This window comes from Pseudomonas sp. PDM28, assembly GCF_019219115.1.
In the GTDB taxonomy this organism is placed as follows: Bacteria; Pseudomonadota; Gammaproteobacteria; order Pseudomonadales; family Pseudomonadaceae; genus Aquipseudomonas; species Aquipseudomonas laurylsulfatiphila.
In genome coordinates this window covers 72,970-88,109 of the sequence record NZ_JAHUWG010000002.1, presented here as the reverse complement: position 1 = coordinate 88,109, position 15,140 = coordinate 72,970, and the positions used below count along the sequence as shown (strand labels likewise).

Below are 15,140 nucleotides of genomic sequence, written 5' to 3'. Positions count from 1 at the left end.
ATGGTGAGCATCTACAACAATGCCGACGAAGTACTCGCCGCCGTTGGCACTTCTCTTGGTGTGACCGAGTGGCTGAATATCGATCAGGCTCGGGTAACGGGGTTCGCCGAGGCGACCAATGATCATCAATGGATTCATGTCGATGCCGAGCGGGCCAAGGAGGGACCGTTTGGCGCAACCATTGCCCATGGGTATTTGACGTTGGCCCTGGCCGGCAGCTACTTCCTTTCGCAACTTATCGATGTGCGAATGCGGATGGGCGTCAATTACGGTACCGATCGTGTCCGCTTTCCTGCACCAGTGCCCGTCGGGGCGTCTATTCGGGGGAGAGGAGAGATCATCAAGGCAGAGGTTGTGGCTGGAGGAGTGCAGGCAACTGTGCGGGTCACAGTGGAGATTCAAGGGGCTGAGCGACCGGCCTGCATCGTCGACACAATCAGTCGTTACTACTTCGATTGATTCAACGGAGTCATCCAATGCTTAGCACCGTACGTATGAAGTCAATTTTTCAGCATTATATTGACGGCTTTGAGCGTGCTGATGCTCAGGCAGTCATCGCACTCTTCGCTGAAGACGCAAGTATCGAAGATCCAGTTGGATCGGAAGCTCATGTTGGCAGAGCAGCTATCATCGATTTCTACAACAAAACCATTGCAGCAGAAACAATTGTGAAGGTTCGAGGACCGATCCGAGGTGCTCCTCATGGTAACGCGCTAGCCGTTGTCCTGGAGACATTGGAACCCACTGCAAAAGGTCTTGAGGTCTATTCGAGAATTGACGTGTTTCGGTTCGATGATTCGGAAAAAATAATTTCACGACAATCTTTTTACGGGCCTGATGATTTGTTACTGGTCACGCCTGGTTAGTTCTATCGATAACTGCATTGCCCCCTCATTCGGAGGCGCACTTTTCTATGAGGTTTGAACACCGTGGATGCGACTGACTACTTTGAAATCCAGAATCTGATTTATGAATATGCGGCGCGTCTGGATCAAGGTGATCTTGATGGTGTTGGCAGGCTGTTCGCACACGCGGATGTTCATATTCCAGGGCGCAGTGCTCCGGTGAGCAACGACCCTAAGCTGTTGTCCGAACTGTTCAGGGACTTTGTTCGCCTGTATGACGGTAAACCGCGTACCCGGCATATGATGAGCAATGTGCAGATCCGCCCCAATGGTACGAATCGGGCCAAGGCCAATGTCTATGTGGTGGTGTTTCAACAGACCGCTGAACTGCCACTGCAGCCGATCATTGGCGGTGATTATGTCGATCGGTTCGAGAAGGTCGATAACGTCTGGCGGTTTTCCGAACGGATCATCGCCAATGATTTGTACGGGGACCTGAGTGCCCATGGAAAGTACACCTACGCTCCAGGCGGAGCATAAAGTCATCAGCGACTACTCCGGATGGACGATGCAGGCGCAGGCTCTGCACGGCACATTCCAGTAAGCCTTTGATGCAGTGATCCGTGACTGCTCGGCCATGCTAAATCAGGAGGAGTCATGAATCAGCAGTCAACAATAATCAACAATGAATCTGCTACGCGAACGGCCCATCGGCAGCCGCCGTCAGGTCTGCGCTCCACCGAAGCAGGACGGCATCGGGTCTGGGGAGGTTTGGCCATGGCGCTGCTGGTGGCTATCGGCACGGTTGCTTCCTTTCTGCCTCGGCCCAGCCCGCATTTCCCTGCTACCTCAGTGCAGCCGCAGCGCATGCTGATCAATAGTGCCACGCAGGTTGATGCGCAAATTGTTGCAGCCGGGGAATTGGGACATCTTTTCTTCAGTGTGGATGCAGGCAAGACCTGGCAGGACGCTAAAGTCGAGCCGCAACGTGGCTCGACCCTGACAAGGGTTTTCTTCCCGAGCCCGACACTCGGTTTTGCGGTCGGTCACGACAACTGGATTTTACGGACTGAGGACGGTGGCAAGACTTGGCAGGAGGCCAACTTCGCGGGTGAAAACTCAGAAGTATTGCTCGATGTCTGGGGTAAAGCGCAGGGGCCGTTATTTGCTATAGGCAGTTTTGGCAGTTTTCTCACCTCTACAGATAAGGGTAAATCCTGGGCGCCACGCGATACGGCGCTGGGTGACCGACATTTGTATGCGCTGTCCGGAGCCGGTGAGACACATCTGATGCTGGTAGGGGAGAGTGGATTGGTCGCGAGGTCTTCTGATCAGGGTACGACCTGGACTCGCTTGCCGGAGTTCTACAAAGGTTCGTTTTTCGGTCTGGTCGCGCTTTCCCCTGATACCTGGCTGGTGTACGGCATGCGTGGCAAGGTCTACCGCACTCAGGATTTCGGTGAGACTTGGAAGGAAATCGAATCGGGCACTACCGCTGCGCTTTACGGTGGAACTCAGACTCGGGAAGGCAACGTTGTTCTGGTGGGTGAGGGCGGTGTGGTCACTGTCTCGGAAGATCACGGCCAGACATTTAAGCGCACGCACGCTGGAGGTGGCCAAAGTCTCTCGAGTGTCAGTGAGGCTACTGATGCAAGACTGATATTTGTCGGCCCGGCGGGTATCACGCAGCAGGCACAACAGCCTGTGCAACGCAAAGCCGTCGAATGAGGAACGCGTCGTGAATAACAAGAAATCCATCTTCGTCGATCGTTGTGCCGATCTATTGATGGCGCACCGCCGCTGGTTGTTCGTGCTGTTCGTGCTGCTGACATTGGTGTTTGCCGGCACGGCCACACGCATCAAGCTGGACCCTGGTTTCTATAAAATGATCCCGCTGCAACATCCCTACATGCAGACATTCGTCGATTATTTGAAGGTGTTTCCCGGGGCAAATCGGGTCTTGGTCAATCTTCGCTGGAAAGGTGAGGGTGACATCTACAACAAGCAATTTCTGCAAGCCTTGCGCGAAGCTACCGATGAGGTGTTTTTCATTCCCGGAGTGGACCGCACACGGGTCTCGTCACTGTTTACCCCTGATACGCGCTTTATCGAAGTGACAGAAGAGGGTTTTTACGGTGATGTGGTGGTTCCGTCGCGCTTTGGCGGAACCGACGAGGACCTTGCGGTGGTACGGCGCAACGTGGCGCGCTCTGGTGTCATTGGACGCCTGGTCCAGATAGATCTGAAGGGTGCCCTGATTCGCGCCGATCTGCAGGAACTCAATCCGCAAACCGGCGAGAAGGTCGATTACGAAAAAGTCGCAGCCGCGCTGGAAAAAGTTCGAGCCAAATTCAGCAGCGATCAGCTCGACGTCAATATCATCGGTTTTCCGGTATTGATCGGTGAGATTATCAACGGTTTGGTTGGGGTGATTGCGTTTTTTGGAGTTGCATTCGCGATCACTGCAATCTTGCTGTTTTTCTATTGCCGATCATTTCGCCTGACCTTGCTGACCCTGGCGGTAGCGCTGCTGCCCGTCATCTGGCTGTTGGGTTTGTTGCCGCTGCTCGGCTATGGCATCGACCCACTGTCTATTCTGGTGCCGTTTTTGATTTTCTCCATAGGCGTCTCCCATGCGGTGCAGATGACCAATGCCTGGAAGCAGTCGGTACTGGGCGGTGCTGACTCACTGTCCGCCGCGCATTCGGCGTTCCGTCGACTGTTTATTCCCGGGGCGTTGGCCCTGCTGACCAACGCACTGGGCTTCGCGGTCATCATGCGAATTCAGATCGATAGCGTGCGTGAGCTGGGCATTACCGCGTGCCTGGGCGTTTTATTGATGATCATCACCAATAAAATGATGTTGCCGATACTGCTTTCCAGAATGCGTCTGGAGAGTTCTGCCCGGAACGTCAAGACCGATCCGGTCGGTCGTCATCCTGTTTGGTGGAAACTTTCGGCGGTGACGCGGCCTGGGCCGGCCATGATTGTTTTCGTGGTTTGGCTGGCGTTGCTGGTGGTGGGGACGCTGGAGTCGCGCCACCTCACGGTGGGTGATATCGGTAGCGGCGCCCCAGAGCTGCGGACCGACTCACGTTATAACCAGGACAATGAGGCCATAGTCAGCCACTACGCTATCGGTGTCGACGTACTGACAGTGGTAGTCGAAGCCAAGGGGTTCGAGGGGGATGCCTGTCTTTATTATTCGGTGATGAATAACGTCGATCGTTTTGAAATGTTCTTACGCGGCGTCTACGGCGTGCAGTCGGTGGTCAGCGTGCCGGACTTGGCCAAGGTCGGTATTGCTGCCAACAACGAAGGTAACCCGCGTTGGGCGGCGCTACCGCGTAGCAGTCAGGCGTTGCAGCAGGGATCTGCAGCCTATAACCCTGACCTGGGCTTGAATACAGACAGCTGCACTGCGATGCAGGTATTGATCTACACCAAAGATCACCAGGGTGTGACGCTTGATCACTTGACCAGGGAAATCAAACGCTACATTGCTGAGCAGCCGACTGAGGGGGTTGAGTTTCGGGTCGATCAGTCGTTCCGTCTGGCGGGTGGCAACGCTGGCGTAATGGCCGCCACCAACGAAGCGGTCGAGCAAGCGGAAGTGACCATGCTGGCCTCAATCTTCGGTGCGATTACACTCCTTTGTCTATTGACCTTCCGCTCCTGGAAGGCGGTGCTGTGCATCATCATGCCGTTGGCGATTGTCTCGATCCTGTGCAATGCGCTGATGGCGCAGTTGGGGATCGGCCTGAAAGTCGCGACGCTGCCGGTCATCGCGTTGGGTGTCGGCGTAGGGGTGGATTACGGGATCTATCTCTATGAATGCATCAAGCATCATCTCGACGAAGGGGATGACTTGCGCTCTGCCTTTTACGAAGCAATGCGTCAGCGGGGGACGGCTGCGGTGTTCACTGCCGTGACTATGTCGGTCGGTGTCGGCACCTGGGCATTCTCCGCGCTGAAGTTTCAGGCCGACATGGGTATTTTGCTGGCCTTCATGTTCCTGGTGAACATGTTCGGCGCGGTGCTCTTGCTGCCGGCATTTGCCAGTTGGCTAAACGTCGGAGCCAAGGCTGAAACCAAATTCAACGCTCCGGTTTCCGTCAAGTAAAACAACACTTTTTGGTTGTACATCGCATCGACAACTTTGTTGTCGATGCGCCTTTGTGCCCTCTATTTAACATTCAGTCGAGGACGTTATGCATATCGCAATACCGAGGGAGACACTCACCGGTGAAACACGGGTTGCTGCAACCCCGGAAACCATCAAGAAGCTGGTCGGCCAGGGTCATAAGGTCACTGTGCAAAGCGGCGCCGGCATTCACGCCAGCGTTATTGACAGTGCCTATGAAGCGGCTGGCGCAACCATTGGCAGCGCCAACGATGCGTTTGGTGCCGAACTGATTCTCAAGGTGGTCGCCCCCAGCGACAGCGAGCTGACGCTGATTAAAAGCGGCACCGTTGTGGTGGGTATGCTCAACCCGTTTAGCAATGAAACCATTGCCAAGCTGGCTGAGTGCGGCATTACCGCTTTCGCACTGGAGGCTGCACCACGCACCTCCCGCGCCCAGAGCCTGGACGTGCTGTCCTCGCAAGCCAACATCGCCGGCTATAAAGCCGTGCTGCTGGCCGCGCACTACTATCCACGCTTCATGCCGATGCTGATGACCGCGGCGGGCACCGTGAAAGCGGCGCGTGTGCTGATTCTCGGCGCTGGCGTAGCGGGGTTGCAGGCCATCGCCACGGCGAAACGCCTGGGTGCGGTGATCGAAGCCTCTGACGTGCGTCCTGCGGTGAAAGAGCAGATCGAATCCCTCGGCGCCAAGTTCGTCGACGTGCCTTACGAGACCGATGAAGAGCGTGAGTGCGCCGTCGGGGTCGGCGGTTACGCCCGCCCAATGCCGGCCAGCTGGATGCAGCGCCAGGCCGCGGCCGTACACGAACGCGCCAAACAGGCTGACATTGTCATCACCACCGCGCTGATCCCAGGCCGCAAGGCGCCGACGTTATTGAGCGCCGAAACCGTGGCGCAGATGAAGCCAGGATCCGTGGTCATCGACCTCGCCGCGGCTCAGGGCGGTAACTGCCCGCTGACCGTCGCCGATCAGGTGGTCATCGAGAATGGCGTGACCATTTGCGGTCCGACTAACCTGGCCGGCGTGGTCGCGGCAGACGCTTCGGCACTGTACGCCCGCAACCTGCTGGACTTCCTGAAGCTGGTCTTTAACAAGGAAGGCCAGTTTGAGATCAACCTCGAAGACGACATCGTCGCCGCGTGCCTGATGTGCCGCGACGGCCAAGTCATCCGCAAAAACGCCTAAGCAAGGACTCAGACGATGGAAGAGCTTATCTCCCCCGGTATCTACAACCTGATCATCTTCGTGCTGGCGATTTATGTCGGCTACCACGTGGTCTGGAACGTGACCCCTGCACTGCACACGCCGCTGATGGCCGTGACCAACGCCATCTCGGCGATTGTCATCGTCGGCGCCATGCTGGCGGCGGCGCTGACCGTGACGCCACTGGGCAAGACCATGGGCACCCTGGCGGTGGCTCTGGCGGCGGTGAACGTATTTGGTGGCTTCCTGGTCACCCGGCGGATGCTGGAAATGTTCAAGAAAAAAGCCGCGCCGGCAAAAGCTACTGCAGTAAAGTCAGCAACAGGTAAGGTAGAGGTGCAAAACGCATGAGCATGAACCTGGTTACCTCCCTGTATTTGTTCGCGTCGGTCTGCTTCATCCAGGCGCTCAAGGGCTTGTCGCATCCCACCACGTCGCGTCGTGGCAACCTGTACGGCATGCTCGGTATGGCGTTGGCGATCCTCACCACGGTCGGCCTGATCTACAAGCTGGGTTCCGAGCTGGCCCATGACGGGATCGTCTACGTCATCGTCGGCCTGCTGATCGGCGGCACGGCCGGTTCAATCATGGCCAAGCGCGTTGAAATGACCAAAATGCCGGAACTGGTCGCTTTCATGCACAGCATGATCGGTATGGCCGCGGTGTTTATTGCCATCGCGGCGGTGGTCGAGCCGCAATCGCTGGGCATCGTCAAGCAACTGGGTGATTCCATTCCTGCCGGTAACCGCCTGGAGCTGTTCCTCGGCGCGGCCATCGGTGCAATCACCTTCTCCGGTTCGGTGATTGCCTTCGGCAAGCTGTCGGGCAAGTACAAGTTCCGTCTGTTCCAAGGCGCTCCGGTACAGTTCACTGGCCAGCACAAGCTCAACCTGCTGCTGGGTTTGGCGACGCTGGCACTCGGCATCACCTTCATGTTCACCGGCAACCTCAGCGCTTTTGCGCTGATGCTGGCCCTGGCCTTCGTGCTGGGCGTGCTGATCATTATCCCGATCGGCGGCGCCGACATGCCGGTGGTGGTGTCGATGCTCAACAGCTACTCCGGTTGGGCGGCGGCAGGGATTGGCTTCTCGCTGAACAACTCGATGCTGATCATTGCCGGCTCCCTGGTGGGCTCAAGCGGTGCGATCCTCTCGTACATCATGTGCAAGGCGATGAACCGTTCGTTCTTCAACGTACTGCTCGGCGGTTTCGGCAACACCGCGGATGCGGCTGGCCCTACTGGTTCGAAAGAAGCCCGTCCGGTGAAATCCGGCTCCGCTGATGACGCGACCTTCCTGCTGACCAACGCCGACACCGTGATCATCGTTCCGGGCTACGGCCTGGCGGTAGCGCGGGCGCAGCACGCGCTCAAAGAGCTGACCGAGAAGCTGACCCACCGCGGCGTGACCGTGAAGTACGCGATCCACCCGGTCGCCGGTCGGATGCCCGGCCACATGAACGTATTGCTGGCCGAGGCCGAAGTACCTTACGACCAGGTGTTCGAGATGGAAGACATCAACTCCGAGTTTGGCCAGGCCGACGTGGTGCTGGTGTTGGGCGCCAACGACGTAGTCAACCCGGCGGCGAAGAACGATCCGAAATCGCCAATTGCCGGCATGCCGATTCTCGAAGCGTTCAAAGCCAAGACCATCATCGTCAACAAGCGCTCGATGGCCAGCGGCTATGCCGGTCTGGATAACGAATTGTTCTACCTCGACAAAACCATGATGGTCTTCGGTGACGCCAAGAAAGTCATCGAAGACATGGTCAAAGCCGTCGAGTAAAGCCTCCACCAGTACCTCTGCCGCCCGCTGGCGCAATGCCGGTCGGGCGAGCTACCGCTTGGCAAAAAATGACCCGCTGTTCGCTATTAATCCCTAAACATCAAATCGCCCAAGTTGACTACTCCAGTCAGACGATGCGCGAAAGATTTAACTCTATCCATACTTAGTGCAACTTCTGAGCGACGACCACACAAAGCGGTTGCGACGCTACAGGTAGAGCCCAGCGATAAGGAGAAAACCATGAAGTTTTCGTTAATTTATGAAGCACAAACCACAGACTCTTCACGCGAAGGTGACCGTAAGGTATTCGACGATACCGTTGAGCAAGTCGTACTGGCGGATAAGCTCGGTTTCGATGTGGTATGGGCGGTAGAACACACTGCCCTGAGCAACTACTCGCATTCGAGCGCACCTGAAACGTTGTTGGCATTTCTCGCTGGCAAGACTGAACGCATTGGTATTGGTCACGGCGTGGTGTGCTTGCCTCCGGCGATGAACCACCCAGTAAAAATCGCTGAACGAATCTCTACGCTCGACCTGTTATCCAAAGGGCGAGTGCATTTCGGTATGGGTAAAGGTGGAACGCAGCAAGAGGCGGGCACCTTTGGTTACGACCTGGCCAAGCTGCAGCCGCAAATCGACGAAATGATGTACTTGATCCCGAAAATGTTTGTTCAGGATGAGATCGAACATGACGGCGAATTCGTCAAGATTCCACGTCGCCCTATCCATCCAAAGCCTTACCAATACCCGCATCCTCCGATGTATATGGCCTGTACCAATGCGACCAGTCTGGCGACCGCGGGGGGGCGTGGTCTTGGCGCTCTAGTCCTTGGGTTTGGTGGTCCTGATGAGGTCGCGAAAAAGAATGCAACTTACCGAGAGGCATTTGCCAATCGCAAAGCTGAAGATCAGGTGGGCTTCCGCCCGACCGAGCATTTGGCGGCCCTTTGCCCGGCTATCGTCATGCAGGACGGACAGGCAGCCCGCAAGATCGGGATACGTGGGCAGCGCTACTTCCTCGAGTCTTTGGCTCACTGGTACACGGGAGGGGAGAAGCCTGATCCATCGAAGTGGGATGAGGATGTAACCACCACGGGTAGCGGGCAAGCTGTACTCAATACTTCGTGGGGATCCGAAAAAGTATCAGTGGACTTCAGTGATCCGTCCCTTGAGTTGCTCAACCCCAATCATGCCTATGGCACAGTTGCCGACTGTATCGGTTACGTTCAGCGGCTTGTGGATGCCGGCGCGGATGAAATTCTGTTCATTTGCCAGATGGGGACTATCCCGCAGGAGGCTCAACTGGAGACCATTCGTAATATCGGCGAGCATGTCATCCCTTATTTTCGCGATGCACTGGTCAAAGGCCGGGAGGCCGCTGTAGAGGCCTGATCGAGGGCGTGTGGGCGTTGCTCCGACAGGAGCAGCGTCGCTTTGCGGGGTAGTGTGTTCGAGAGGCGTGCGGATAAATTTGAGGTATTTTCCGGCCTCGTCCAAATGAAGGATGTGAGGGGGATTCTGCAAAGCAATAGTAACGGCACCTGCTGATAAGGAAGCGCTCACCGTCCTGAATACAGGTCGAGACGCATCACTCACAGGGGCTTTGCCGGCAGTAGTGAAATGGCTGGCAAGCGTTCCAGGGCGAACAATAAATTCAATACTGTCCCGGAGGCGAAACTGAAATGAACGCTCGAAATTGCAAGGCGAACGCTGGCAGTCCACGGCTGCTTTTAAAGCTGAATATGGTGACGTGCGCCTTTGTCGCAATGGGAGTGTCCTCAGCGCATGCGGGGAACTTCCAATTTGGTGACGGCATCAATGTCGATTACCTCACGACCGTCAATTATGGCTTGAATGTCCGTGCTGAAAAACAATCGAATGACCTGATCAATAACAACATCAACGGCGATGACGGTGATCGCAATTTCAAGCGAGGGAGCATTGTCAACAATCGCATCAGTGCCATCGGTGAAATGAATATTTCCAAGGATGGCACTGGCGTAATGCTGCGTGGCTCGACCTTTTACGATTTTGCTTACAACACCTCGAACGACAACAACTCGCCGGACACGATCAACAAGTTTGGTCCGGTTGACCACTTTTCCTCCCAGGCCGAGGATCGCAGCGGATCGCGTAGTCGCCTCCTTGATGCTTATGCCTATACAGGGGGCGCTGTAGGAGATAGTAGCTTCTACGATCTGCGAGTCGGTAATCAGGTGGTAGCGTGGGGTGAGAGTCTGTTCATCTCCGGGATTTCTGCAGTGCAGGGGCCGGTGGATGCGACCAAAGCCAACGTGCCAGGAACCGAAGTCAAGGAAATACTGCTACCGGAAAGTCAGATCGCCGGGAGCTTTTCCTTCAATGACTGGACGTTGCTAAGCTATTACCAGTTCAAGAGTCACCCGTACGAACTGTCGCCAGTGGGTGATTACTTCTCCACCACCGATGTGGTGGGTGCTGGTGCACGATATATCCGTTTCTCTGAGGGTGATCTGGCCAGCGTGGGCAAGCTCGCGCGGACCAGCGACGAAGATGCGCGTGACAGCGGGCAGTGGGGCCTTGGTGTGCGTTATATGCTGACACCGAACACCCAAGTGGGCGTTTATCGGCTGCGTTACCACGACCGACTGCCGAGTGTTCTGATTAACCCGACTGCAGGTACTTACACCGTCAAATACTTTGAAGACATTGATCTGACAGGGGCCAGTGTCTCCACCCGTATTGGTGATTGGCAGGTGTCGGGCGAGGTCAGTTACAAGGATGGCTTGCCGCTCGCCAGCACCACTGTTGGCGTCTCTCGTGGTTCTGCCAGCCAAGCGCAGATCTCGACCATCAGGACCTGGGGCGCGAGTTGGCTTGCCCCGCAAACCACGCTGGTGGCTGAAGTCGGCGCCTTGCACGTCAATGACATAGACCAAGGCAAACTGGCGGGAGATCGTAACGCCCAGATGGGCCAAATGACGGCGACCATGACTTATCCCGACGTCTTCAGTGGTTGGGACATGTCGGTTCCGGTCAGCTATGGCCGACAGTTCAATCAGTCTTCAGTGGGGACCTTCGGGTTCGGCGGCGATGGTGATTCGCGCGCCAGCATCGGCGCCAAATTCAAATACCTGAGTAACCTGGAAGTCGGGCTGACGTACAACGCCTTCCTCGGTTCGCCAGACCCGGTGGAACGTCCTCTGGCCGATAGAGACTTTGTCTCCTTCAACATCAAATACGACCTGTAACAAGACAAGAACAGGAGATTTACGATGACGATTAATGTTCTTCGTACTGCAGTGGTCGCTGTTGGTTTGAGTTTTGCGTTGGCGCAACCGGCCTGGGCGAAAGTGTCCGCTGATGAAGCCGCCAAGTTGAAGGGTGACCTGACGTGTGTCGGGGCCGAGAAAAAAGGCAATGCCGACGGATCGATTCCAGCGTTTTCCGGTAAGTGGCTGGGTGTTCCACCTCAACTCAAGTTCCCCGGGACGGGCCACTACTGGCCTGATCCGTATGCAGATGAAAAACCCCAGTTCACCATTACTGCACAGAATATGGCGCAGTATGCGGACAACCTGACTGCTGGCCAGCAAGCGCTGCTGAAAAAATACCCGGATACCTTCAAGATCCCGGTCTACGCCAGTCATCGTGATTTCCGTTATCCGGACTGGGTGTGCGCGACAGCCGAAAAGAACGCGACGCAAGCAGAAATGGTCGACAACGGCGAGGGGTTCGTCGCAACCACTGGAGCACCTCCGTTCCCGATTCCAAAGACCGGGCTGGAACTGTTCTGGAACTTCAACAACACCTCTTTGCAACCCTGGACCGAGTCCTCGGTCCAGCAGCAAGCCGTGGTTTATCCGGACGGTAACACCGCATGGGGTGAGGTGGACATGCGCTGTCTGTCCCCACGAGGCGAGCCGACCGTGCGAAGGAGTACTGATTCTAATGAACAACCTTACGGAGGCGTGAACTCCTGGTGCTTCGTCAAAACCATTCTTCCGCAGCGCGATAAAGGCTCGGTGTTGGTGGCGGGCGACTACTTCAACTACGCCAAGCGCCCTCGGGATGCTTATCAATACAACCCTGGCACCCGCCGTGTGCGCCAGTTACCTTCTTTCGGTTTTGATATGCCCCAAGGGCCGGGTGGTTTCCGCACGGTGGACGACGATCACTTGTTCAACGGTTCGCCAGAGCGGTATGACTGGAAAATCGCGGGCAAGCGTGAAATCTACATTCCCTGGAACAGTTATCGTGTCCACCAAAGCGACGTGACCACGGATGAGTTGCTCAAGAATAAAGGTCATATCAACACCGACAAAATGCGCTTTGAGAAGCATCGTGTCTGGGTACTCGAAGGCAATCTCAAACCCGGCTTTCGGCATCAGTATGCCAAGCGTGTGATTTACGTTGATGAGGACACTTGGGCGGGGGTGACGGCGGACGAGTATGACAGCCGTGGTCAACTCTGGCGTACGGTGCTGACCAACTGGCTATACGCCTATGAGATCCAGGGCTACTACTACGGCGTGGTGGGGCATCATGACCTGATCTCCGGTGCTTACCTGGTCGACCGCATGACCATGGGCCGTGGTGCGCCAAAACTCAACGAGGGGGGGATGACTCCAGCCATGTTCACGCCTGAGGCGGCTGCTCGCGCCGGTCGTTAACGACCGTTTGCCGAACAGTTAACCAGAGAATGCCCCGGCCAGTCCGGGGCATTTGCATCATGGGAGCGTCATCAGTGATGAATCGTATCGACTGGCCGGATTTGAACTTCGATTATCGTGGTCGACATGTATTGGTAACAGGTGGCACCAGTGGTATCGGTGCCGTGATCGCTGCGGCTTACCACAGCGCAGGCGCGCAGGTGTATGTGACCGGAACGCGTACGGCAGCGGCCGACTATCCACAGGATCTGAGCGGCTACCGCTATCTGCCACTCAATGTGCTTGATAACGATCAAATAGAACACGTCGCGTGTGCCTTGCCGCAACTCGACATCTTGGTGCATTGCGCTGGGGTGGCCCTGTCCGGTGATGGTGGCAATGAGTTCGAACCCGATACTTTCGAGCGTGCCTTGCAGATCAATCTGTCGAGCTTCTATCGCATGGCCCTGGCTGTGCAGCCGAAGCTGACAGTGAGTTCGTTCCCGGGAGGCGCGAGCGTGATCAGCATTGCCTCTATGACATCGTTCTTTGGCAATCCTGTCGTCCCTGGTTATGGCGCGGCCAAGGCAGGGCTGGTGCAGCTGAGCAAAACACTGGCCATCGCCTGGGCCGGGCAGGGGATCCGGGTCAATGCAGTAGCGGCGGGCCTGACCGAGACCCGCATGACGGCAAAACACATCGCCAATGATCAAGCGCTTGAGCCGGTCATGCAGCGTACGCCGCTCAAGCGAGTCGCCCAGCCGGGGGACATCGCCGGTGCCGTTCTTTTTCTGACCAGCTCCGCTGCCGCATTCATCACAGGGCAAACGCTGCCGGTCGATGGCGGATATTCGGTGGTGGGATAGATCATCCAACGATTCTTAGGAGCCAGTCATGGCCAAGGTTATTCCAAGTGTCGAGCATATTCGTCAGATGTTCGAGCGTTATGCTTTTTGCCTGAGTGAAGGAGACGTTGAGGGTGTCGTTTCATTGTTTGCTCCAGAGGCGTTATTAGAGGATCCAATAGGAACCGAATATCGTGGACATGCTGCGATCCGCGATTTTTTTCAACGCAGCTTCAGTGGTGTCGGAGGGCGCATCCGCTTCGAGCCTGAAGGACAAGTTCGCATTCACAACGAGCACGCCGCCTGTGCCTTTACGGCGATCTGTGATCGTGTCGATCCACCCTTTGAGGTCGATACGCTGGACATCGCTCGTTTCGATGAGCTAGGACGGTTTGGCTCGTTGGTTGCGATCTGGAGTCAAGCCAACGTGCGCACGGGAGGGGCTCTGAAATGAGCAGCGCCACGATCCAATCGCATCCTGCCGGGCATCTGCGTTGGGCGATGCCCGTATTGCTGGCCAGTTCACCGGCAATGGCATTGTTGTACACCGCCGTTAGTCCGGTACTGCCGGAGCTGGCTGACTATCTGGGTGGAGATCCTGGGCAGGCGGCATTGATGGCGCAGCTGGTGATGATGGTTCCGAGCATCGGTTTGATGGTTGGCGGCCCGCTGACCGGCTGGTTGGTCGACCGGCTGGGGGCGAGATTTTTACTGATTGCCTGTGCCGGAATCTATGCGCTTACCGGGTCGGCAGGTCTGTATATTGACAGCGCCTGGAGTTTATTGCTAACTCGCTTTTTTCTGGGGATGGCGGCGGCGGGATTGGGTACGTCCACGCTGGTATTGATTGGCGAAAGCTTCGATGCCCAGGCTCGGAATCGAATCGTGGGCTATCAGTCGGCGTGCGGCGCGCTGATGGGCTTGTTGTCGATGCTATTGGCCGGATACCTAGGCCAATTGGCTGGCTGGAGACTGCCCTTTAGCTTCTACTTGCTCGGTGTGCCGCTGCTGGTGTTGTCCGTGCTGGCGATCCCCAAGCGCGGTCCAGCCCCTGTCGCCGTGGACTATAAGGTGAGAGAAAAGGGCTCGATCCGCAGTCTGATCCCACTGTATCTGGGCTTCATCCCATTGTTCGCTGCCGTATTTACCAGCAGTACGCAAACCTCGTTTCTGCTGGCGGACAGTGGAGTGTCCAAGCCAACGATCCTCGCACTGGTACTTGCAATGTCAGCGCTTGCCAACACGCTGGGAGCCACTGTGTACGGATCTCTGCGGAGCCGGTTGGGCAGTCGTCGCGTGTTTTTTCTCGGGCTTATTGCGCTTTCGATCGGGCATGTGGTGTTGGGCTTGTCCAGTGGTGCATGGGTAGCCGGTCTAGGGTGTGCGCTGACGGGCCTGGGAGCCGGGATTCTGACTCCGCATCTTGTCAATCTGGTGCTGGACCGGGCCAGCGAAAGCCAGCGTGGACGAGCCGTTGGCGTCATGTACAGCGCTCTGTTCTTTGGCAGCTTTCTCAATCCACTGCTCATGGCGCCTTTAGCCGCATTGTTTGGGCGTCATACGGCGGTGTTGGGGATTGGCATACTGCTGACGATTGTTGCGTTGCTCATTCTGTTGCGGCGTGAACGGCCTGATCAGTCATCGACGGCTGCTGCCGAGCTGCCGTCTTCGTCAGGCTGAA

At 56.5% G+C, this 15,140-nt stretch carries 14 protein-coding genes; all 14 read left to right on the top strand.

The genetic code is table 11. The features are described from left to right. A complete protein-coding gene (locus KW841_RS03755; protein WP_218473660.1) occupies positions 1 to 459 on the top strand; it encodes a MaoC family dehydratase in 459 nt (152 codons plus the stop codon). Positions 460 to 476: 17 nt separating this feature from the next. Beyond that, on the top strand, positions 477 to 866 hold the full coding sequence (locus tag KW841_RS03750; RefSeq protein ID WP_218473657.1) for a nuclear transport factor 2 family protein: 390 nt from the start codon (positions 477 to 479) through the stop codon (positions 864 to 866). Positions 867 to 929: 63 nt separating this feature from the next. Continuing rightward, on the top strand, positions 930 to 1,385 hold the full coding sequence (locus KW841_RS03745) for a nuclear transport factor 2 family protein (protein WP_218473654.1): 456 nt from the start codon (positions 930 to 932) through the stop codon (positions 1,383 to 1,385). 117 nt (positions 1,386 to 1,502) lie between these two features. Continuing rightward, on the top strand, positions 1,503 to 2,573 hold the full coding sequence (locus tag KW841_RS03740; RefSeq protein ID WP_218473651.1) for a YCF48-related protein: 1,071 nt from the start codon (positions 1,503 to 1,505) through the stop codon (positions 2,571 to 2,573). A gap of 58 nt (positions 2,574 to 2,631) precedes the next feature. Then, the gene (locus KW841_RS03735) at positions 2,632 to 4,968 is read left to right on the top strand and encodes an RND family transporter (protein ID WP_218474544.1); all 2,337 of its coding nucleotides are present in this window, start codon (positions 2,632 to 2,634) and stop codon (positions 4,966 to 4,968) included. A gap of 88 nt (positions 4,969 to 5,056) precedes the next feature. Then, a complete protein-coding gene (locus tag KW841_RS03730) occupies positions 5,057 to 6,178 on the top strand; it encodes a Re/Si-specific NAD(P)(+) transhydrogenase subunit alpha (RefSeq protein WP_218473648.1) in 1,122 nt (373 codons plus the stop codon). A gap of 15 nt (positions 6,179 to 6,193) precedes the next feature. Beyond that, complete coding sequence (locus KW841_RS03725; RefSeq protein ID WP_218473646.1) at positions 6,194 to 6,547, top strand: NAD(P) transhydrogenase subunit alpha; 354 nt, start codon at positions 6,194 to 6,196, stop codon at positions 6,545 to 6,547. Further along, a complete protein-coding gene (locus tag KW841_RS03720; protein ID WP_218473644.1) occupies positions 6,544 to 7,980 on the top strand; it encodes an NAD(P)(+) transhydrogenase (Re/Si-specific) subunit beta in 1,437 nt (478 codons plus the stop codon). The genes KW841_RS03725 and KW841_RS03720 overlap by 4 nt, the downstream gene beginning before the upstream one ends. A 240-nt stretch (positions 7,981 to 8,220) precedes the next feature. Continuing rightward, positions 8,221 to 9,375 carry an LLM class flavin-dependent oxidoreductase gene (locus KW841_RS03715; protein WP_218473642.1) on the top strand — a complete coding sequence of 385 codons (1,155 nt, stop codon included), beginning with the start codon at positions 8,221 to 8,223 and terminating at the stop codon, positions 9,373 to 9,375. A 290-nt stretch (positions 9,376 to 9,665) separates the two neighbouring features. After that, entirely contained in the window at positions 9,666 to 11,213 is a 1,548-nt protein-coding gene (locus KW841_RS03710) for a DUF1302 domain-containing protein (protein ID WP_218473641.1), read from the top strand. A 24-nt stretch (positions 11,214 to 11,237) separates the two neighbouring features. Next, positions 11,238 to 12,635, top strand: coding sequence for a DUF1329 domain-containing protein (locus tag KW841_RS03705; RefSeq protein ID WP_218473639.1), 1,398 nt, complete (start codon positions 11,238 to 11,240; stop codon positions 12,633 to 12,635). A 77-nt stretch (positions 12,636 to 12,712) separates the two neighbouring features. Further along, positions 12,713 to 13,480, top strand: a complete 768-nt coding sequence (locus tag KW841_RS03700; protein WP_218473637.1) for an SDR family NAD(P)-dependent oxidoreductase — start codon at positions 12,713 to 12,715, stop codon at positions 13,478 to 13,480. Positions 13,481 to 13,508: 28 nt separating this feature from the next. Next, positions 13,509 to 13,913 (top strand): nuclear transport factor 2 family protein, encoded by a 405-nt coding sequence (locus tag KW841_RS03695; protein ID WP_218473635.1) that lies wholly within the window; start codon positions 13,509 to 13,511, stop codon positions 13,911 to 13,913. Then, positions 13,910 to 15,139, top strand: coding sequence for an MFS transporter (locus tag KW841_RS03690; protein WP_218473632.1), 1,230 nt, complete (start codon positions 13,910 to 13,912; stop codon positions 15,137 to 15,139). Before KW841_RS03695 ends, KW841_RS03690 begins: the two co-directional genes overlap by 4 nt. Position 15,140: the final 1 nt, after the last annotated feature.